Source organism: Ciceribacter thiooxidans (assembly GCF_014126615.1).
GTDB classification, from domain to species: Bacteria; Pseudomonadota; Alphaproteobacteria; order Rhizobiales; family Rhizobiaceae; genus Allorhizobium; species Allorhizobium thiooxidans.
Genome location: NZ_CP059897.1, coordinates 858,011 through 876,642 on the forward strand (window position 1 = coordinate 858,011; position 18,632 = coordinate 876,642).

The 18,632-nt window shown below is 58.0% G+C and carries 22 protein-coding genes and 1 pseudogene; 18 read left to right on the forward strand and 5 right to left on the reverse strand.

The annotated features are described in order from the left end of the window. Positions 1–16 precede the first annotated feature (16 nt). The 3 genes from fabG (at position 17) to H4I97_RS21965 (ending at position 2,059) form a co-directional block, all read left to right on the forward strand. The gene (gene fabG, locus H4I97_RS21955) at positions 17–760 is read left to right on the forward strand and encodes a 3-oxoacyl-ACP reductase FabG (protein WP_244658823.1); all 744 of its coding nucleotides are present in this window, start codon (positions 17–19) and stop codon (positions 758–760) included. A gap of 529 nt (positions 761–1,289) precedes the next feature. Continuing rightward, positions 1,290–1,484, forward strand: coding sequence for a winged helix-turn-helix domain-containing protein (locus H4I97_RS24885; protein ID WP_342344147.1), 195 nt, complete (start codon positions 1,290–1,292; stop codon positions 1,482–1,484). A 242-nt stretch (positions 1,485–1,726) separates the two neighbouring features. Further along, complete coding sequence (locus H4I97_RS21965; RefSeq protein WP_182307836.1) at positions 1,727–2,059, forward strand: helix-turn-helix domain-containing protein; 333 nt, start codon at positions 1,727–1,729, stop codon at positions 2,057–2,059. Positions 2,060–2,246: 187 nt separating this feature from the next. Here H4I97_RS21965 and H4I97_RS21970 read toward each other — a convergent pair whose 3' ends face one another. The 3 genes from H4I97_RS21970 to H4I97_RS21980 form a co-directional block, all read right to left on the reverse strand. After that, the gene (locus H4I97_RS21970) at positions 2,247–2,879 is read right to left on the reverse strand and encodes an acyl-homoserine-lactone synthase (protein ID WP_182307837.1); all 633 of its coding nucleotides are present in this window, start codon (positions 2,877–2,879) and stop codon (positions 2,247–2,249) included. A gap of 80 nt (positions 2,880–2,959) precedes the next feature. Continuing rightward, positions 2,960–3,703: a helix-turn-helix transcriptional regulator gene (locus tag H4I97_RS21975; protein ID WP_182307838.1), complete on the reverse strand. Its 744-nt coding sequence runs from the start codon at positions 3,701–3,703 to the stop codon at positions 2,960–2,962. A gap of 455 nt (positions 3,704–4,158) precedes the next feature. Further along, positions 4,159–5,094: a nucleotidyltransferase and HEPN domain-containing protein gene (locus tag H4I97_RS21980; protein ID WP_182307839.1), complete on the reverse strand. Its 936-nt coding sequence runs from the start codon at positions 5,092–5,094 to the stop codon at positions 4,159–4,161. A gap of 254 nt (positions 5,095–5,348) precedes the next feature. Between H4I97_RS21980 and H4I97_RS21985 the strand changes: the two genes are divergently transcribed. The 3 genes from H4I97_RS21985 to H4I97_RS21995 all read left to right on the forward strand — a co-directional run bounded on the left by H4I97_RS21985 (position 5,349) and on the right by H4I97_RS21995 (position 7,868). Further along, positions 5,349–6,074: a response regulator transcription factor gene (locus H4I97_RS21985; protein ID WP_182307840.1), complete on the forward strand. Its 726-nt coding sequence runs from the start codon at positions 5,349–5,351 to the stop codon at positions 6,072–6,074. 178 nt (positions 6,075–6,252) lie between these two features. Beyond that, positions 6,253–7,515 (forward strand): 8-amino-7-oxononanoate synthase family protein, encoded by a 1,263-nt coding sequence (locus tag H4I97_RS21990; RefSeq protein ID WP_182307841.1) that lies wholly within the window; start codon positions 6,253–6,255, stop codon positions 7,513–7,515. A gap of 59 nt (positions 7,516–7,574) precedes the next feature. Beyond that, positions 7,575–7,868: a hypothetical protein gene (locus H4I97_RS21995; protein WP_182307842.1), complete on the forward strand. Its 294-nt coding sequence runs from the start codon at positions 7,575–7,577 to the stop codon at positions 7,866–7,868. A gap of 375 nt (positions 7,869–8,243) precedes the next feature. On the opposite strand, the gene H4I97_RS22000 is transcribed toward H4I97_RS21995, so the two are convergent. Beyond that, positions 8,244–8,756 carry a thermonuclease family protein gene (locus H4I97_RS22000; RefSeq protein WP_182307843.1) on the reverse strand — a complete coding sequence of 171 codons (513 nt, stop codon included), beginning with the start codon at positions 8,754–8,756 and terminating at the stop codon, positions 8,244–8,246. A gap of 323 nt (positions 8,757–9,079) precedes the next feature. After that, entirely contained in the window at positions 9,080–9,433 is a 354-nt protein-coding gene (locus H4I97_RS22005; protein ID WP_182307844.1) for a helix-turn-helix domain-containing protein, read from the reverse strand. Positions 9,434–9,528: 95 nt separating this feature from the next. On the opposite strand from H4I97_RS22005, the gene H4I97_RS24670 reads away from it, so the two are divergent. The 12 genes and pseudogenes from H4I97_RS24670 to virB10 all read left to right on the forward strand — a co-directional run bounded on the left by H4I97_RS24670 (position 9,529) and on the right by virB10 (position 18,626). Then, positions 9,529–10,050, forward strand: a complete 522-nt coding sequence (locus H4I97_RS24670; RefSeq protein ID WP_244658824.1) for a hypothetical protein — start codon at positions 9,529–9,531, stop codon at positions 10,048–10,050. A gap of 3 nt (positions 10,051–10,053) precedes the next feature. Continuing rightward, positions 10,054–10,725, forward strand: coding sequence for a lysozyme family protein (locus H4I97_RS22010; protein WP_182307845.1), 672 nt, complete (start codon positions 10,054–10,056; stop codon positions 10,723–10,725). Further along, complete coding sequence (locus H4I97_RS22015) at positions 10,722–11,021, forward strand: TrbC/VirB2 family protein (protein WP_182307846.1); 300 nt, start codon at positions 10,722–10,724, stop codon at positions 11,019–11,021. Before H4I97_RS22010 ends, H4I97_RS22015 begins: the two co-directional genes overlap by 4 nt. A gap of 4 nt (positions 11,022–11,025) precedes the next feature. Continuing rightward, positions 11,026–11,367 (forward strand): VirB3 family type IV secretion system protein, encoded by a 342-nt coding sequence (locus H4I97_RS22020; protein ID WP_182307847.1) that lies wholly within the window; start codon positions 11,026–11,028, stop codon positions 11,365–11,367. After that, positions 11,360–13,741: a VirB4 family type IV secretion/conjugal transfer ATPase gene (locus tag H4I97_RS22025; protein ID WP_182307848.1), complete on the forward strand. Its 2,382-nt coding sequence runs from the start codon at positions 11,360–11,362 to the stop codon at positions 13,739–13,741. The genes H4I97_RS22020 and H4I97_RS22025 overlap by 8 nt, the downstream gene beginning before the upstream one ends. Further along, positions 13,741–14,439 carry a P-type DNA transfer protein VirB5 gene (gene virB5, locus H4I97_RS22030; protein WP_182307849.1) on the forward strand — a complete coding sequence of 233 codons (699 nt, stop codon included), beginning with the start codon at positions 13,741–13,743 and terminating at the stop codon, positions 14,437–14,439. Before H4I97_RS22025 ends, virB5 begins: the two co-directional genes overlap by 1 nt. Continuing rightward, positions 14,436–14,663: pseudogene (locus tag H4I97_RS24675) on the forward strand (EexN family lipoprotein); the annotation flags it as partial. The gene virB5 and the pseudogene H4I97_RS24675, both read left to right, overlap by 4 nt. Positions 14,664–14,671: 8 nt before the next feature. Then, positions 14,672–15,607 carry a TrbL/VirB6 family protein gene (locus H4I97_RS22040; RefSeq protein ID WP_182307851.1) on the forward strand — a complete coding sequence of 312 codons (936 nt, stop codon included), beginning with the start codon at positions 14,672–14,674 and terminating at the stop codon, positions 15,605–15,607. A 35-nt stretch (positions 15,608–15,642) separates the two neighbouring features. Continuing rightward, a complete protein-coding gene (locus H4I97_RS22045; RefSeq protein ID WP_182309032.1) occupies positions 15,643–15,918 on the forward strand; it encodes a hypothetical protein in 276 nt (91 codons plus the stop codon). A gap of 4 nt (positions 15,919–15,922) precedes the next feature. After that, positions 15,923–16,594, forward strand: coding sequence for a VirB8 family type IV secretion system protein (locus H4I97_RS22050; protein WP_182307852.1), 672 nt, complete (start codon positions 15,923–15,925; stop codon positions 16,592–16,594). Further along, a complete protein-coding gene (virB9, locus tag H4I97_RS22055) occupies positions 16,594–17,460 on the forward strand; it encodes a P-type conjugative transfer protein VirB9 (RefSeq protein WP_182307853.1) in 867 nt (288 codons plus the stop codon). The genes H4I97_RS22050 and virB9 overlap by 1 nt, the downstream gene beginning before the upstream one ends. Beyond that, a complete protein-coding gene (gene virB10, locus H4I97_RS22060) occupies positions 17,457–18,626 on the forward strand; it encodes a type IV secretion system protein VirB10 (RefSeq protein ID WP_182307854.1) in 1,170 nt (389 codons plus the stop codon). The genes virB9 and virB10 overlap by 4 nt, the downstream gene beginning before the upstream one ends. Positions 18,627–18,632: the final 6 nt, after the last annotated feature.

Below are 18,632 nucleotides of genomic sequence, written 5' to 3' on the forward strand. Positions count from 1 at the left end.
GCAAAGGGTTGCCGTCGTGACGGGCGGCACCTCGGGTATCGGGCTGGCGACAGCCCGGTACCTTCTCGCGCGCGGCCACCGTGTTGCCATCTTTGGCCAGCGATCCGCCAGTGTAGAAAGTGCTGTCCAAATATTGTCGTCCGATTTCGGCTCCGAGCGTCTGTTCGCGCGTATAACCGATTTGGCAGCGCCCGCTGAGATAACGACCTTTTTCGAGGATCTGCGCAGTTGCTGGCGCACTCCCGAGATCCTCATCTGCAATGCAGGTGTCTCTCCCAAAGGACCAAACGGTCCAACCCCTTTCCAAACCCTCACGCTTAATGAATGGAATGACGTGCTTGCGGTCAACTTGACTGGAGCGATGCTATGTTGCCAAGCGGTTGTGCCCGGCATGGTTGCTGAAAAGTTCGGTCGGATCGTGTTTGTCGGCTCTCTTGCGGGCCGCGCGGTCCCGAGAATTGCCGGTTCAGCATATGTCGTCTCAAAAGCGGCTCTCTCGGGGCTTGCTCGTTCACTCGTTCCACTTCTCACGCCGCAGGGGATCACAGTGAACGTCGTTGCACCGGGCAGGATAGCGACGGAGATGTCCGGTGCGAGTAGCAATGAGACCAACCGTGCGGCCATCGCGCGTATTCCTGCTGGTCGCCTTGGCGAACCGGAGGAGGTTGCCGCCGCGATCGGCTTTCTGACGTCTGAGAAAGCGGCATTCATCAGCGGCGCGATTATAGACGTCAACGGTGGAGAGTACGCGCCGGTGTAAGGTCGGAGGCGATATGCTGTCCCACGGTCATATTCTGATCTACACGGCAGATGCTGAGCTCTTTCTCCTCATAGAGTATATCCTTGAGGTGGAAGGCTTTTCTGTACGGCTTTGCACCGATCGCGAGGAATTGCTGACGTTGGCGGCCGTCGAGCGGCCATCGGCCGTCTTGATTGATTGCTCCGGTTCCCACGTAGATGCGCCCACTTTGTGCCGCAGCATCAATAGAGCTGCAGACGGGCGCGTTCGGATTGCGGCATTTGCGCAAGCGCGATGGGACGAGTGTGGTCGTGACCTTAACGCCGTGGGGGTTGATCTCGTGATATGTCGCCCAATTGAACCACGTCGGTTGCTTGCGTTTCTCGGGGACATCCGGAAGGACGTGACCGCGGATTGCCGTCCGCACACGCGGCCGGAACAGTCCTATTCGCATGCAGACATCGAGATTAATGTCGCCAGGGTTCGGGTTACCCGGAAGGGACACCCCGTTCGTCTCTCAGCGCTACAATTCAGACTGCTTCTATACCTCATGAAGACGCCTCAGGCCGTGCATAGTCGTGAGGAACTGATTACGGCGGGATGGCCACCCGACGTCGAGGTCGAGCCACGCACCGTAGACGTTCATATCGGCCACATTAGACGTGCGCTCAATCGATACGGGCCCGAAGTCATACGCACAGTGCGATCAGTCGGCTACTCTCTCGACATGTTTTCTAGCGAATAGGGGACGAACCTATCCGAAATGTAGCCCCCGGCGGCCGCAGGTGCGGCGCACGCGCCAAGGTCCTCCGGATCTTTCGTTCTGTCGCGTCCACCAAAGCTTCCAGTTGCCGCAATCCAAGTTTGTTTCTATGGTGGCAATTCAATTTCGGATGGTAAGATGAAATGGTGGCAACTCAAAAGGCGCCAGACGAAGTGGACGTCCGAGCGGGATCGCGTCTCAAGTCGGCACGGCGACTGAAGCGAATGAGCCAAGTGGAACTCGCCCGTATACTTGGCGTTACGTTTCAGCAGATACAGAAGTATGAGAACGGGAAGAACCGAATAAGTGCCGGCAAAATTGTTGCGGCGGCGAACGCCCTCGGCGTGATGCCGAGCTTCTTCTTCGATGAAGAGGACCGCGTGACGAAGGACGTAGTGGAGGCTTCGTCTGAGATGCACAGGCTGATTGACCTGGTGGCTGCAGGCGACGCGCTTGAGTTGAATAGGCATTTTGCCAGAATTAAAACGCCGTCCCTGAGGAGAGCAGTCGTGTCATTTGTCACCGCGATAGCCACAGCAGGAGACGACCAAATCTAGAGTTCTGTCGGTCGTCCGTGTTCTATGTTGGCGAGTTCCTCCAGGACCATGGCTAGTAAGTATATTAGAAACAGATAGCCGCCTTTTCGAGCAAGTTGAACCGTACCTTGAATTTCGTCGCGCGCCCTCGAAACTTCCAGGAGAGCCTCCTTCTGTGAGGTGACCATTTTGCTCCCCACGTCCATTTCTATTCAGCCGCAACAGGGTTCGGAAGCCGCTGCCCTTGAAGCACCCGCTCGCTGTTTCCACGCAGGGCTTGCAGCATCTCCAGAGTTCGGCAATCGAATTTGGCAACGACAGCGACCACACTGTCCTTGCCAATATCCCTCGGGATACCGAGAGGCGTAATTAAGAAATTGAGCTGAACCAACCGCAGGAGCCAAATCGGTTCCATCTCGATGATAATTCGGTTGACGCCGGACTCCATGCCCCATTCCACGATAGCGGAGAGTAATGCATTGGCGACGGGGCTTAGTGTGCGGCCACGCTCACGGTAGGGTCGAGCAACGCAGTAACGGGTCCACTCCCAAATATCTTCGCCAACGGGTCTTTCGACTTCACACAAGTCAGCAAGAACACTGGACAACAGATGCGGTTTGGTGGTCGGCAACATCCTTTGATAGCCCACAACCCGACCGTCCTGTCTGCAGATCATGTGCAAGGCATAATGATTGTCGAACTGGTCGATCTCGCGATGATCGGCATGTGCTAGATCGCACCAGCCCTTTTCCTCGACGAATACATCGTGACGGAGCCGATATGCCTCGTCCATTTCGGTCCGGTACAGGTGGATGTTGTCGGCGGTGATGATTTCAATCATGATTGGCCCCCAGGAGTTGAGCCAAGTGTGCTGTATCAGAACAGCGAGAGACAGTGGGGAAGTTCCCACCTTGACAGACGCTAACTGATCAACCTGAGCCGGAAAGCCTCTGCGACGGCATGTGCTCGATTCACAGCACCGAGTTTCATACGGATATTGTGCACGTGCTTGGCGATTGCCTTGTCGGAGACGCCAAAAATGACACCAATTTCCCAATCAGTTTTACCCGCGGCGACCCAGGCCAAGGTCTCTCTCTCGCGCGCGGTCAGGCGCACCCTTGCCCGGACTTCATTGTTCTTGAGTTCGACTGCTCTACCGAAGGCAAAACTTGCGATGAGCGTCATCACACCTTTTGCCTCCGGGGCGTCATCGATGTACGCGCCGGCGAATGAAAACCCGACATGGCGGCCGTCCAAAGACAACAATGGCACGGTACAGCCGTTGCGCAATGCAAAGTCCGCGGCGCTAGCCATGACGTAACGCTCGTTTGTGCTGAGATCTGGTTGAGCGGGTAGCTCGGACCAGGTGAATGTCGGCTGCGCGCGAAGAACTCGTCGGATCGTAGGATCTTGGAACAGCAACCCCCTGTGAAAATAGATTGTCGCCCAATCCTCCGGCCAATCGGCCAAGAGGACATGACGCAATTGCTCGCCCGGTAACGTTCCCGGTTTCGGGATGAAGCCCGCCAGAATTTTCTCAATCCCAAACGTCGCTGTCGCCCGCTTCACTGCTGTCGTCAGATCTGCGTGGTTATTAATGCTTCGCACATCAGACAAAAATGAAAGCGTCCGCTCAAGGCCTATGGAAAGCTCATTCGTCGCCATGCAAACACGTATAACGTGCCTGCGAATTCCCATCTATAGGAGCGGCTCCAAGAATGAGATCCCGGTTACACGAATCGCGTGCGAGGAGCGCTAAGTGGGCCGGCGTTTAAGCTGGAGAAACACGTCGAACCAAAAATGGTAATCGCTCCGCCTCCGCTCTGCCCACGCGTCAAGAGCACAATATGCTGCTGCCGTGGCGGCTTCGTTGCCGTAGAGAGAGAGTGCGGTCTCGATGACGTCTGCCTTTTGATGCTCCTGCCAGGCGCCGTCCTTCCCGGGACTTTGCTCAATGGACACGGTAATGCTCGAAAACTTGGACACGGTAGTATCTCCTGCGATCCGGCAGGGAAGATTAAGATTTGCCGAACGTTAGATCTCGCTTGCGCGAGCCACAGAACCTGTGCGGTTCGCATCGTGCCGTCCCTGGCAAACGTGTCCTGAATACTGCGGCGGTTTCAGCCGTTAGCTTTATCCGCCTGGAGTCGCAGTCGTTTGATGTTCTCCTTGCATATCGTCTTCACTTGAGTGGTTAACGCTTCGGCCCTCTCGACGAGCCATTCCAGTCCCTCTTGGCTGATTTCGTAGTGGTCCGAATACCTAGCTTTCACATAGGCTTCATTTATTGCGTTGAACCACGCGCTATAACGCTGTCTGCCGCGTGGCCAGATTTCAACGAGACGATGATCCCTATCCTCGGCGAGTTGACGCAAATGCTTTAGGTTGTGTGAAGGGGGGGCGTAGCTAGTGAGTGTAAGGAGCACGACTGAGTATGAGCGTTCGATGGCTTGATGCAGTGTAAACGCCGCGTGCTTCCGCCATTCTGCATCCTGTCTCGCCCGTTCGATTTGGAAACCCGCCGTTTCCAAAAGAAGCTGTAGATCTGGTGAACGATTGAAGAAGTAGTTTTTCGATATTTCGTAAGCGTCTGCCGCCGTTAGTTGTTTCGGCTCGGCGAGCGGTTCATCGTCGAGTTGGTAGAGCACGATACCGTCACGACGTATGTCGACGAAGAAATACTGCCCATCATAGAGCGCTGTGTTCACCTCGCGCCTTGAATGGACAATCAGGCTGACGGGCGTCTGGATTTCCGGCAGATGCATCAGCCGGTCCTGCGCCTTGTGCCAGTAGGTGGCGAAGTCCGTGAGCTTCTTGTTGTTGACGATAATCAGCAGATCATAGTCGGACTTGTATCCCTTCTTCGTGTGCGGTTCGTCGACCCAGGTACCGCGGGCGTAGGATCCGAAGAGAATGATCTTCAGGATGCGGCCGCGCTTCTTGAACTCGGCCGTTCCCTCCTTCAAGGCGTCCTCGAACTCCTCATGCAGCACCTCGACGATGCGCGCGAGCTCACGCTGCTTTCGATGCGGGAGATGATCGAGGCTGATCTTCATTGGATGCGGTGGGTTCCTTGAGGTCATTGAGCATGAATAGCGCCGAATTCATAGAGTGCCTATAGCGCGAGAAATTTCAACAAAAATGTTGCAACATAAGGCGGCGGCGTTTGGCCGCGCAGAGCCAATTTATAGGAATATATCGTCAATCCCATAGATTTGTTGGGATGACGGCGAGCCGTATAGCGATGTAAATGCTAGTTTTGTGACATCAAAAATCCGAGTGATGACATCGAAGAGGGCTAATTCACAGTATGAAGGCGCAGAACATGTCACGCTTGGTCCTTTTTGTTTCTAACAATGCCGACCTCTACATGCTGCTCGCGCACATCTTGAACAGAGAGGGCTTTCGGACTGCGTTGGTGAGTGAAGATGAGGTGCTAGAACGCGCGGCGTCCGCGGACGTCACCGCGCTCATTCTGGATTCCGGAGAGGGATCGGAACTGGTCCTGAAAGTCTGTGCTGCAATCAAGGCTTCAGAAGAGACATCGAAAATTCCGACAGTCGCGATTGTGCCGTCAGGGGACGAGCGCCACTACCTCGCACTGCTGAAAGCGGGCATTGACGAGAACTTTGTGCGGCCGATCTCGCCTGCGCGGTTGTTGGCATACCTCGATTCGTTGCATCCGTTCGATGCAAATGATCATCATTTGGCAGACAAGTCCCACGAGAGGAAAGTGACAATTGGACCGTTGAAACTCGAAGTCCGACGTCGCCTCGTCTCTCATGGCAACAACGAAGTTCAATTCGGACCTATTGAATTCAACATATTAAGCCGCTTGCTGCATGCTCCGGGTCGAGTATGCAGCCGCTCGGAACTTATCGAGGCCGCGTGGCCCGGCGACCGCTACGTGCAGCCACGTACTGTCGATGTTCATGTCGGTCGATTGCGCCGGGCTCTCGAGCGCCTCACAGGACGCACCCTTATTCGTACGGTTCGCTCCACCGGCTATGCAATAGAATTCGACAATATTGTCTGATAATGAAGGTCGACGATTATTATTACCATCATAAATGGCTTTGTGAATTCAAGGAAAATACATTCGCAACAAGGTTAACAAATAATTCAAAAGATATTTCCGATATGCTTCGTTGAGTTCCGCATCGCGTGAAGCGACTCTCCCATTATCGTATCAATCCCATGGGAGATCGTCCGAAATGGCAGGCAAAATGTCGACGCAACCGGGGCTGCCCATTAAAAATGTCCCAAGGAACACTGCGAGTGTAATCCAGCACGCCGAAGGCCACTTCGATGCCGCACATTTTCAAGGCTTAATGGCGATTTATGCGCGGCCTCTCGCTGGCCGCTCCGTTGGCCTCATCCACGATGGTGGGCGATGCGTGGTCGATTTCGTGCGCTGCTCATATCTGGGTCTGGATAATCACCCGCACCTCATCGCCGGTGCCATCGAAGCGATGAGAGAGTATGGCGCGCTTCACTGGTCGTGCGCCAGGACACGGTTGAACTTTTCAATCCTTGGTGACCTGGAAAATGCCTTATCCGATCTGTTTCGTTCCCGGGTAGTTACCTACACCACGGTGCTCGCTGCGAACATGAGCGCGTTGCCCCTGATTGCTTCGGGGCACTTGACGGGCGGTGTGAAGCCGGTGGTTGTATTTGATCGACTAGCCCATGCGACGCTTGCCTTTCACAAGGGAACAATCGCGGCCGAAACTCGTGTGGCGACAATCGCGCATAACGATCTTGACGCCCTTGAAGACCTTTGCCGAAACAATAGCTCCGTCGCATTCGTCTGTGATGGAGTATATTCGATGGGGGGAAGTGCTGATATCGAACGACTGCGGTGTTTGCAGGACCTCTACGGGCTTTTTCTCTATATAGATGATGCGCACGGGATATCGATTTTCGGGGAGCACGGCGAGGGTTTTGCGAGGTCTCAGCTTCTGGGGCCGCTAGGCGAACGCACGATCATTGCTGCGTCGCTTGGAAAGGGTTTCGGCGCCTCCGGCGGTCTGCTCATGCTTGGTACCGCGAGGCAAGAAGAGCTGTTCCGGCGGTTCGCCGTTGCGCATGCGTTTTCGGCGTCAATGAACGTGGCGGCTATCGGCTCCGCATTGGCGTCGCAGGCGCTGCACCGGACCGACGAACTCGGCCGTCTACAGCGGAGGCTCAGGAGTAGAATCTCGTTGTTCGATAGTCTCGTTGCAACCGGCCAACAAGGTTCTCTCTTGCCGATCCGGACGGTGGAGATTGGAGATGAGCTAGCGGCAATCTCTGCAGCACGTGCGCTGCTTGATCGTGGCTTCTACTCATCGGCTATCTTCTTTCCGACAGTTGCGCGGGGTCGAGCTGGGTTGCGACTTTGCCCGACGGCTGGGCATTCGGAGGAGGACATCCGAGCCGTAGGGCATGCAATCCACGGCGTCCTGTCAGACTTGGACGTAGCGCCTCGGCTTTAGCCATCTACTTACATGTATCCCGTTGATCCAAGTTCCAACTGCTCAGGCGGAGCACATCCATGGACGAGCATTTCTCTGAGTGCAGCGTCTATCCTCCAGATCAAGCAAGATTGATCGAAAACGTTTCCCTTCGCATGTCCGCATTGGGCGCGTCGATAGTGCTCAACGACTCGGAGACGGTATTCCTCCTGGATGAGGGCGTGGCTGTCATGAAATCAGTCAACGGTCGGCTTCTGATGCAGGTTTCTGCCGCCAACATTATTGTGTTGCGAGCGCTAAAGATCGCGTTCGAGGCTAGCATTTTCGATGCATCCGCGGTGGTCCCTGCCGAGTTCTTCTGGTGCCCGGGTTGAGACGAACTGCATTAGGCCGTCTAGGACCACTTCGTTGCGGCACGCAGAGCGACACGTTCTTCCGCCTTTCGGTCGCTACAAAGGGCGCCCATGAAGGCTCCAAAAGCCGAAACGAACGTATGGGACCAAAACCGGACCGTCGGTCTGAGCGTGCTCGAAGTCGGGGCAGGGTGAGCGACGGCCCGATCGATCGCGGGGCGTCAGGGAACGATGTTGAGAATGGCATCGATCGTTTCGGAAGGTGCTAATTGGAGAGGTGGTTGAAAGACCGGGCTCCTTCGTGCGACGTACGAAAACTTGGCCATCGCCTCTGTAGTCCGGCGCGGACCGCGGCGCCTTGCAGCTGTCACCTTCGGAGGAAGCCAAGACGCAACGTCAGCACCACGGTTCTCGTCGGCCTGACCACGTTCTTGCCAAACCCTCCGCGACCAGAATATCGCCGAGGCTCCTGCCGTTGCGGACGAGCACGCGTAGCTTACGGCCGTATTTGTCCTCATCGCGGTTTTGCCATGCACGCAGTTCAAACGGACCAGCATTCACGAGCTGTGTGAGGCGCGCGGTCGCACGCTCGCCGAGAGTCTTCTCTGACGTGCATTTGGGCTCCGAGATCTCAGGAGTATCGATGTCTGCGACGCGGATCTTCTCGCCGGCCACGTAGAGTGTATCTCCGTCGACGATACAATTCCGTTTGATGATGCCGCATCTTTGGAAGGTCTCAGATCGTGCGCGCGATCTGGATTCGGACAATGAGAAGTATGTGTATGCAGACAGTGCAGCGGTCAGGCAAAGTGCAGCGATCAGAACTGTCACTAGCGACGGTCCCTTGCCCGGTGGTTCGTTTCGCGCCGGCTTCTTGGGTCTTTTGAATGGAATTATGTTGCCTGGCATGGATCACCTCAAGATTGGCGCGGCCACGTGGCCTGAGACTGGAGGAAAACATATGACGGCACTGTAGACGAGCAATGTCCGCCGTGGCCGCGTAAACCGCGGAAATGTCCGCATCACTCTTAGACGATGGTCGCCAAACGCACTTTGGGGCGGCCTTGCGTTATCCGCTGCCACAAAATTTCCCGGAACGCCCTCTGTTGACCTCTCGGGCACGCAGGCAACAAAACGAACGCTGGCAAAGCGATCCTGCCTACCCACCGCAGCCAAGCATAACGCACTGGTTCAAGTCAGTATCACGGGGATTTCACCGCGGCCTTTATGCGCTAAGCGGGCTGAAAGCTACGAATCTTCTCAAATATTTCCGGTGCGATCTCAAACTGGCGTGCTTTGCCGCGACCCATAGAATTCTTCACAAACGTCTCGGTCAGCAGTCCACGTCTTACCAGCGGGTCGATGGTCTCCGCAACTCCTGTACGCGTGAGTTTCGTTTTATCCGTTATGTTTGAGATAGTTAATGCCTGATGTCCCTGATGCATAATGTAGAGAATGCTCATCATGCCGATCTGCTTCAGCCGTGATTGGGGCGTCTCGTCCTCTAGAGGGTTGTCGAGGATCTCCCGGAATATGAAGGCCGAGAAGGCGAGATTGTGCCATTGGGCGTCCAAGGTACTTGTCATCTTTTTAACTACATTATATAAGGCTGTTTAATTCGTTGAACGCCGAGCGGTCGCTGCGGTTTTGAGCAGCACGCCGGTTTCGGAGGGTACGGCATATGAGGAGCCTTCTGGTTGGGTGGTTCGTATCGCTCGCTGCTGCCAGTTCATCACATCTCGTTCCGGGCGGCAACGCGCACGCAAACGATTGGGGGTGCCAGGTGATCCTATGCCTCTCCAATCCCGGAGGCGCGACACAGTTTGCCGAATGCCGTCCTCCCGTCGAGCGGTTGTGGCGTGAACTTGCACAAGGTCATTCGTTTCCGACTTGCACCGGCGTGGGGTTCTGGGCATCCGGGCCAGGATACGAGCCTCTCTATTGCGACGAAGGCTACAGGCTCTCGCTTCGCTTTGGTGGTCGCGGACGGGAGGCAAGCTGTGTGTCAACGGCACCGCAAGTCGTGACGGGTCCCGAGTGTTCTCCAGGCAGAGATCACTCGCAACTCATTATAGCACGGCGCGCCGGGGACCGGGAACGGACGTGTCGGCGCTACGTGACGAGACAGCCGCATCTTCGTTCGAAACCGCATTATATCGATGTGACAATCGACGGAATCGGGCGCCAACGGGTGTGGTACTGAGCCATGTCCGTCGCTTTGCTCTACCTCACACAAAGTTGCGTGCCGACCTTCGTGACCGAGACCCCGGCTCGTGTCGTTAGCGCTGAAAGCGGCTTCGATCCGTTCGCCATTCGGATCACCGGTCCCGCCCCGCTTTCGCGAAAGCCGGCGTCCAGCTCGGAAGCGATCGAACTCGCAACGTCGCTGACGGCCGAGCGCCAGGATATTCAGCTTGGCCTCGGCGCCATCAGCACCCAGCGACTCCGCACGTTGAACATAACAATGTCCGAGACCTTCGATCCGCGCCGAAACCTTCAAGTCACGGCGGGACTGCTCGACGAGTATTACCGTCTCGCCATGAAGGCAGGCGCAGATTCCGGCCGGCCTGAACAGTTGATGCTGCAATCCTACTACGACGGAGGCGGTTCCTCTGTCGGCTCCTCGCTCCGGTACGAAAAGCAGGTCGAGGAGAACGCGAGGCAGCTCGATCGAGCGCTGGCGACTGCCGTGATCGCAGACAACGAGCAGGATGGAGACAGCATCGAAGACAGCCATGTCGAAGTCACGGTTGAGGCAGCAACCAGCGACCAGCGACCCGACGAAGCGGCATCGGCGCCATCGTGGGACGTTTTTAGTTTGCGACGGAGGTCCCCCGTCCTCGTGTTTCAGAACAGTCAAATGGAGCAGAGCGAATGACCTTGATTTCCCGATTCCGCCCGGTCGCCGCCTCGACCGCGATGGCCGTCGCCACCATGATCATCCTGGTCGAACCGGCCTTCGCGCAAGCGGCCGGCATCGAGACCGTGCTGCAGAACATCGTCGATATGCTGACCGGCAACATCGCCAAGCTGCTGGCAGTGATCGCCGTGATCGTGATCTGCATTGCCTGGATGTTCGGCTACATGGACCTGAGACGGGCCGGGTTCTGGATCATCGGGATCGGCGGCATCTTCGGTGCCACTGAACTTGTGAACACGATTGTCGGGAGCTGAGCGCATGCTGCCCCCACGGCCAACGCTCGAGGAAGACACTCTCTTCATTGCTTGCACACGGCCGGCAATGATCGCCGGCGTCACAATGGAGGCGATGGGGCTAAACATCATGCTCACGACGGTCCTCTACATCCTCGCCGGCTCGATCGCCTACTTGGCCGTCGGCGTCGTCTTCCATCTCGTCTTTCGCGCGAGTGTGACGCACGACCACAATATGTTCCGCATCCTGCTTGCCTGGGTGGAAACGCGCGGCCGGTCGCGCACCAGCTCCTATTGGGGTGGAGCGACGGTTTCGCCGCTGAAGCTCGCCCGCCGTTATGACGAAAGAGACCTTGGTTATGCCTGACCTCGCCACGCTCAGATCTCGCGAGCTCGGCCCGGAGACCTTCATCCCCTACATCCGCCACGTCGACGAGTCGGCGATCGCGCTCGATTCCAGGGCGATGATGATGATGATTGCGCTCGAAGGCGTCTCATTCGAGACAGCCGACTTTCTCGATCTGAACGCGCTTCATTGCGACCTCAACACGCTCTACCGGAACATCGCGGACGAGCGGCTTGCCCTATGGACCCATCTCATTCGCCGTCGGGACAGTGACTATCCCGATGGAACCTTCACGAGCACCTTTTCGGCCACGCTCGACGACAAGTACCGCGAGAGTATGGTCGGCCAGCATCTGTTCCGCAACGATCTCTACCTGACAGTCATTCTGTCCCCCGCCCAAGATCCGGCTGACAGGGCGGCGAAGCTGCTGTCGCGGCTATGGCATGCCCGCCGCGCTCGTGCCGAACTGGACGAGGAAGCCCTGAAGCAGCTTCGGGACACAGTCGTCGACATCAAAACCGCGTTGAAGCGCTTCGAACCCAGGGTACTTTCCGTCTATGAGCGCGATGGCCTTCTATTCTCGGAGCCAAGCGAGGTGTTGCATCAACTCGTCGGCGGGCGGCGTGAGCCGATCCCGCTGACGGAGGGGCGTGTCGGTTCCGCGATCTATTCGGAACGTCTCATCTTCGGACGCGAGATAATCGAAATTCGCAGCGAGGCAGACAGCCGCTATGCCGGCATGCTGAGCTTCAAGGAATATCCAGCCCGCACTCGGGTGGGCATGCTGGACGGCGTGCTCACCGGTCCGTTCGAACTCATCCTGTCACAATCCTTCTCCTTCGTTTCGAAGGTCGACGCCCGGACCATTTTGGGCCGAAAGCAGAACCAAATGGTCAGCAGCGGTGACAAGGCTGCCTCCCAGATCGACGAACTCTACGAGGCTATGGATGACCTGGAGTCCAACCGGTTCGTGCTAGGGGAGCATCACCTGACCCTCGCTGTCTTCGCCCCTTCTGTGAAGGAGCTTGTCGACAATCTTGCCAAGGCGCGCGCGGGCCTGACGAGCGGCGGCGCTATCGTCGCACGCGAGGATCTCGGCCTTGAGGCGGCCTGGTGGGCGCAACTGCCTGGCAATTTCCGCTACCGTGCCCGCTCCGGCGCAATCACCTCACGGAATTTCGCCGCCTTGTCGCCCTTCCATTCCTATCCGACCGGGCAGAAAGATGGCAACGAGTGGGGTCCCGCCGTTGCGCTGCTCAAAACTGCATCCGGATCGCCATACTACTTCAATTTTCATTATAGTGATCTCGGCAACACCTTCCTCTGCGGGCCATCCGGAGCCGGCAAGACGGTGCTCCTCAACTTCATGCTGTCGCAACTCGGAAAGCACGATCCGCATGTGGTGTTCTTTGACAAGGACAGGGGTGCAGACCTCTTTGTGCGCGCCGCCGGCGGCACCTACCGACCCCTCAAGAACGGCATGCCAACCGGCTGCGCGCCTCTTAAGGCTCTTGAACTCACGCCGGCAAACAAGGTTTTCCTGACACGTTGGGTCGGCAAGCTTGTCGGCTCGTCTTCCCGGGAACTCAGCGTCGGCGAACTCCGCGACATCGCCTCCGCGATCGAGGGCCTTTCCGATCTTCCGGTGGAGCGCCGCACGATCGGGGCGCTAAGGGCCTTCCTCAACAACACTGATCCCGAAGGCATTGCCGCGCGGCTGCGGCGGTGGGAAAGGGGAGGGCCCCTCGGCTGGGCCTTCGACAACGTCATCGAGGATATCGGTTTCGGCGAGTTTGGCATCGGCGGCAAGTTCGTCGGCTACGACATGACCGATTTTCTCGACAACGAGGAAATCCGCACGCCCCTCATGGCCTATCTCTTCCATCGCGTCGAGCAGTTGATCGACGGCCGGCGGATTATCATCGTCATCGACGAGTTCTGGAAGACGCTCCAGGATGAAGGGTTTCGCGATCTCGCTGAGAACAAGCTCAAGACGATCCGCAAACAGAACGGTCTCATGCTGTTTGCCACGCAGAGCCCGCGCGATGCACTCGTTTCGCCAATCGCCCATACGATCATCGAGCAATGCCCGACGCAGATCTTTCTGCCGAACTCCCGCGGCAATCATGCCGACTATGTCGACGGATTCAATCTGACGGAACGCGAATACGAGCTGATCTCGCGCGAGCTCACCGTCGAGAGTCGCCGTTTCGTCCTCAAACAGGGACACAACAGCGTCGTCGCCGAACTGGATCTGAACGGCTTCGACGACGAACTCTCCATCCTCTCCGGCCGCACCGCCAATATCGAACTCGTCGACGACATCCGCGGCGAGGTCGGCGACCATCCTGAGGATTGGCTGCCGGTCTTCCATGAACGAAGGAGTGCGAGTTGATGACTTACTTCCAATTCCACGGCGAAGCGCTTGCTGCTGCGATCGTCTTTGCTGCCAGCGGGGCAGCGGGCCAGGGGATCCCGGTGATTGACCAGACCGCAATCGCCAAGCACATCGAGACGATCGCTGAGCTCAAGTCGCAGCTCGACGCTCTCAATCAGCAGATCGAGCAGGCGCAGCAACTCTACGGCTCGCTCAACAAGCTGACCGACATGGCCGATGTCGCCGGCGTCCTGAACGATCCCGCGATCCGCAGGGCGCTGCCTGAGGACTTCGCCGCCATCGAGGCGCTGTTCAACGGCAATGGTGCGGGCGTCTTCAGTGACGCCGCTTCGAAGTTCGTCGAGACGAATTCGACGTACCGGACCAGCGCCGATGACTTCTATGCGCAGGAGCTTACCCGCATTCAAAACAGGAACGCCGGACAGATGAGCCTCGGGCAGCAGATCTACGATGCGGTGACCAGGCGCATCGATGGGATCGATCAGTTGCGTGAGGAAATATCGACGGCAAGTGACGCCAAGAATGTCGCCGATCTTCAGGCGCGGCTTCAAGCCGAGCAGGCCTTTCTTCAGGCCGATGTGCTGCGGATGGAGGGGCTCCGCATGGTTCAGCAGGCCCAGGTTCAGATCGGTGAGCAACGCAAGGCCGAGGATTGGCGCAAGCGCATGGACGCGATGGGGGCAGCCCTACAATGAGATCTCAGCTTGTGTCTATTTTTCTCGTCCTTCTCGCCGGCTGTTCGGACGATGCGGAGCGTGTCTATACGGTGGAAGAACTGATGGCCGACGAGGCGTTGCTTGTCGAGTGGGTTGGCAAATGCCGCGACAATCCGGGAGAGTTGGGTGACACGCCAAACTGCCAGAACGCCGCCGCCGCGGATTTCAAGGCGCGTCTTGGAAGGATGGGCAAGGTACTGGGGGCTAAGGCATGTACCAGGTATTTGCCTTTGTGGACCAACAGTTCAAGACGCCGCTCGAAACCTTTGTTTCGGACGGAACCTCGAACATCTCCGATTGGGTCTCGAATCCTCTTACAGCCGGGGTGACTCTCTACGTCGTGCTCTACGGATACCTTGTGCTTCGCGGCTCCGTCCAGGAGCCGGTCCTCGATTTCGCATTTCGGGGGATCAAGCTCGCTATCATCGTGATGCTGGTGAAGAATGCCGATTCCTACCAGACCTACGTCACGGACATATTCTTCGACGCCCTCCCGCGCGAGATCTCGCAGTCACTCAATACCGGTGCCGCACCGAGCGCCTCATCCTTCGACAGTCTGCTCGACAAGGGACAAAGTTCTGCAAAGGAGATATGGGCGCGGGGCTCGTGGCCCGTCGATGTCGTCACGGGTGTCTGCGGGATGATGGTGATCGCCGCCAGCTTCGTCGTTGCGGCAATCGGCTACATCGTCTCGCTCTACGCCCGGCTCGCGCTCGCCATCGTGCTTGCAATCGGTCCGATCTTCGTGACCCTCGCCATGTTCAAATCGACGAGGCGCTTCACCGAGGCGTGGATCGGGCAGCTTGCGAACTTCGTGATCCTTCAGGTCTTGGTCATGGCAGTCGGATCGCTGCTGATCACCTGCATCGACACCACCTTCACGGCCATCGAGGGATACAGCGACGTCCTGATGCGGCCGATCGCGCTTTGTGCAATCTGCCTTGCCGCTCTCTACGTCTTCTACCAGCTTCCGAGCATTGCCTCTGCTCTGGCAGCTGGCGGTGCATCGCTGACGTACGGCTACGGTGCGGCCCGGGATGCTCACGAGAGTTCGCTGGCCTGGGCTGCCTCACGCGGCCTTCACGCTACAGGTCGCGGAGTTCGAGCCGTCGGGCGAACGTTCAGATCGAAGGACGCCAGCTCATGATACCCGTCGCCGAACGAGAAGAAGGCAATTCACAAATGATCAGACCAGTCCTCCTGCTATCCATGGCGGTGATCTTGAGCGGTTGCGCATCGATGACCTATCCACTCCCCAAATGCGACGGGTATTCGCGTCGGCCGCTCAATCGATCGATGTGGGAGTGGGAGGATAATAGCAACGTCAAACAGGAACACTCGAATGCGCCGCCGGCGAAGTCGCCGGCCATGGGCGCAGCCTATGTCGCGGAACGTAAGGAGAATCCAGCCTTCGCGCATCTCGACATCGCCACATCTTATCGTCCTTGTGAAGGATAGCGCCATGTTCTCGAGGGACGAGCTAAAGAGCTATTTCGACAAAGCACGCCGCTTCGATCAGGATCGCATGATCCAGGTCGAGCGCTCGGCACGTATCGCCTGGTCCGTCGCAATCATGGCCGGCGTCCTCGCGGGAGCTTCGGTCCTTGCTGTCGCCGGTCTCACGCCGCTGAAGACGGTCGAACCGTTTGTTGTCCGCGTCGACAATTCGACGGGCATTGTCGACGTGGTATCGGCATTGACGTCGACCGCCGGTACCTATGATGAGGCGGTGACCAAATACTTCGCCGCCAAATATGTCCGCGCTCGCGAGGGCTATGTCTGGAGCGAATCCGAGGAGAACTTCCGCACGGTCGCCCTCTTGTCCACTCAGCCCGAGCAGACCCGGTTCTCCGTCTTCTACCGTGGCAGCAATCCGGAGTCGCCCCAGAATACCTACGGACGCGGCGCCACCGTGCGCGTCGGCATCGCTTCGATCTCGCTGATCAACCCGAATGTCGTCTCCGTCCGCTACATGCGCACGATCACCCGGGGCGATGACGTCCGCACGACTCACTGGGTTGCGACGCTCACCTTTGCTTACGTGAATGCGCCGATGTCGTCGACCGACCGGCTTGTGAACCCTCTCGGCTTCGCCGTCAGCGAATACCGGGCCGATCCGGAGGCGATCAACTGATGCGGACGACTGCAATTCTCACTCTTCTCTTGGCGGGCTCAACTTCAGCGACGCTTGCTCTCGAAATACCGCGCGGTGCATCGCAGGACAGCCGTGTGCGCTTTGTCGATTACCAGCCCTACAACATAACCCGCATCATCGGCACGTTGCGGTCCTCCGTACAGGTCGAGTTCGCGGGCGACGAGGAGATCGCTCATGTCGCACTCGGTAACAGCGTCGCGTGGGAAGTGGCGCCGGCAGGAAACATCCTGTTCCTCAAACCCCGCGAGAACCAGCCGGTCACCAACATCTCCGTTGTCACGACACGCCGGGACGGATCGACCCGCAGCTATCAGATGGAATTGACCGTGCGTGACGGAACCGTGGATGTCGGCCAGAATACCTATTTCTACGTCAAGTACCGATACCCGGCCGACGAAGCCGAGCAACGGCGGCAGGCGGCTCAAGCCCGCGCCCTGGTAGCACGGGCCAAGGAAGCCGATGATGTGCTCGCTCTTCACGAGGCCTATGGGCCGCGAAACTGGCGCTACTCGGCACAAGGCTCCAAGGCTCTCGAACCACAATCCATCTACGACAACGGCAAGGTCACCACCTTTGCCTTTGTCGGCAATCAGGAAATGCCCGCGATCTACGTCGAGAATTCTGACGGCAGCGAGAGCCTGGTGCCGAAATCGGTCGACGGTAACCTGGTCCTCGTCCATGCGATCAGCCGAAAGTTCATCCTGCGCCGGGGAGGCGACGTGCTCTGCGTCTTCAACGAGGCCTACGAGCGGGTTGGCATCGATCCCGACACGAACACGACGTCACCATCGGTCGAGCGAGTCGTGCGCACGGATGGTGACGGGATCGATCGGGGGCGGCCATGACTGATGAAGATGGAAGCCGCATTCCCGGCGAGCGCGCGGAGACCCTCACGGGCAGGCGGATGGCGAGCAATTCTGTCCTGAGGCGGGGCGCTGTGTCACTGTCCGTCGTTGCTTTTGTCGCCTTCGCGCTCTGGTCCATGAGTGGCACGAAAACGCCGACGGAACCCAAAAAACCAGAGCGGGTGGTCATCCGCCAGACGGCGGATTTCGAACCGGCCAAGGAACAGGTCGAGCCGGTCCAGGCCGAGCCGCAGGTGAAGCTGCCAGTCCCCGTCGCCACTGAGGAGGAAGAGCACGAGGATCCGCTGCTCGACTCCGCTCGACGTGCGCCGGTCATGGCGTATAGCGGCGGACAGAACTCCGCGACGGCGCATCGCCAGAACCAGGATGCCTCCATAGCCACAGAAACCCATTTTGTGCCGTTCGATAGAGCGGTTGGTCAGGACACGGCCATCGCTGATGAACAGAGATTCAGCGGATTGCTGCGGCCGACCCGACTTGAGGGCTCTCGAGCGGGCACCCTCGGAAACCGGAACTTCATCGTTGCAATGGGCACCTCGATACCCTGCGTCCTTGAAACGGCCCTCTCGTCGGATCAGCCCGGCTTTACCAGTTGCGTGCTCAACCGTGACGTTCTCTCGGACAACGGCCGGGTCGTGCTGATGGAGAAGGGCACCCAACTCGTCGGCGAGTATCGCGGCAGCCTCCAGCGAGGACAGAAGCGGCTGTTTGTGCTCTGGAATCGGGCAAAGACGCCAAAAGGCGTCATCGTCACATTGGCCTCACCGGCGACGGACGCGCTCGGCCGCGCCGGCGTCGACGGCTATGTCGATACGCACTGGTGGGAGCGATTTGGAAGCGCTCTTCTTCTCTCGATCGTCGGTGATGCCACAGGCTACGCGAATGGTCGCCTGCAACAGAATGACGTGGGCGCTGAGAACACGACCGGCGCTGGAAAACAGGCGGCCGCCATCGCTGTCGAGCAGTCGATCAACATCCCGCCGACACTCAACAAACACCAGGGCGAGATCGTCTCGATCTTCGTGGCGCGGGATCTCGACTTCTCACGTGTCTATGGATTGCGTGTCACCGAGCCGATGAACAAGGTCCTGGACCGCGCGGTGCTCGGCAACTTCAGTCCGCAATCCACGCTCGTCACGAAATAGGATAGG

Bases quoted from the DNA above. Each gene is read 5' to 3' on its own strand.
- H4I97_RS24885 (WP_342344147.1), top strand. From the start codon at position 1,290: ATGAAGACGCCTCAGGCCGTGCATAGTCGTGAGGAACTGATTACGGCG.
- H4I97_RS21965 (WP_182307836.1), top strand. From the start codon at position 1,727: ATGAGCCAAGTGGAACTCGCCCGTATACTTGGCGTTACGTTTCAGCAG.
- H4I97_RS21970 (WP_182307837.1), bottom strand. From the start codon at position 2,879: ATGATTGAAATCATCACCGCCGACAACATCCACCTGTACCGGACCGAA.
- H4I97_RS21975 (WP_182307838.1), bottom strand. From the start codon at position 3,703: ATGGCGACGAATGAGCTTTCCATAGGCCTTGAGCGGACGCTTTCATTT.
- H4I97_RS21980 (WP_182307839.1), bottom strand. From the start codon at position 5,094: ATGAAGATCAGCCTCGATCATCTCCCGCATCGAAAGCAGCGTGAGCTC.
- H4I97_RS21985 (WP_182307840.1), top strand. From the start codon at position 5,349: ATGAAGGCGCAGAACATGTCACGCTTGGTCCTTTTTGTTTCTAACAAT.
- H4I97_RS21990 (WP_182307841.1), top strand. From the start codon at position 6,253: ATGGCAGGCAAAATGTCGACGCAACCGGGGCTGCCCATTAAAAATGTC.
- H4I97_RS21995 (WP_182307842.1), top strand. From the start codon at position 7,575: ATGGACGAGCATTTCTCTGAGTGCAGCGTCTATCCTCCAGATCAAGCA.
- H4I97_RS22000 (WP_182307843.1), bottom strand. From the start codon at position 8,756: ATGCCAGGCAACATAATTCCATTCAAAAGACCCAAGAAGCCGGCGCGA.
- H4I97_RS22005 (WP_182307844.1), bottom strand. From the start codon at position 9,433: ATGACAAGTACCTTGGACGCCCAATGGCACAATCTCGCCTTCTCGGCC.
- H4I97_RS24670 (WP_244658824.1), top strand. From the start codon at position 9,529: ATGAGGAGCCTTCTGGTTGGGTGGTTCGTATCGCTCGCTGCTGCCAGT.
- H4I97_RS22010 (WP_182307845.1), top strand. From the start codon at position 10,054: ATGTCCGTCGCTTTGCTCTACCTCACACAAAGTTGCGTGCCGACCTTC.
- H4I97_RS22015 (WP_182307846.1), top strand. From the start codon at position 10,722: ATGACCTTGATTTCCCGATTCCGCCCGGTCGCCGCCTCGACCGCGATG.
- H4I97_RS22020 (WP_182307847.1), top strand. From the start codon at position 11,026: ATGCTGCCCCCACGGCCAACGCTCGAGGAAGACACTCTCTTCATTGCT.
- H4I97_RS22025 (WP_182307848.1), top strand. From the start codon at position 11,360: ATGCCTGACCTCGCCACGCTCAGATCTCGCGAGCTCGGCCCGGAGACC.
- virB5 (WP_182307849.1), top strand. From the start codon at position 13,741: ATGACTTACTTCCAATTCCACGGCGAAGCGCTTGCTGCTGCGATCGTC.
- H4I97_RS22040 (WP_182307851.1), top strand. From the start codon at position 14,672: ATGTACCAGGTATTTGCCTTTGTGGACCAACAGTTCAAGACGCCGCTC.
- H4I97_RS22045 (WP_182309032.1), top strand. From the start codon at position 15,643: ATGATCAGACCAGTCCTCCTGCTATCCATGGCGGTGATCTTGAGCGGT.
- H4I97_RS22050 (WP_182307852.1), top strand. From the start codon at position 15,923: ATGTTCTCGAGGGACGAGCTAAAGAGCTATTTCGACAAAGCACGCCGC.
- virB9 (WP_182307853.1), top strand. From the start codon at position 16,594: ATGCGGACGACTGCAATTCTCACTCTTCTCTTGGCGGGCTCAACTTCA.
- virB10 (WP_182307854.1), top strand. From the start codon at position 17,457: ATGACTGATGAAGATGGAAGCCGCATTCCCGGCGAGCGCGCGGAGACC.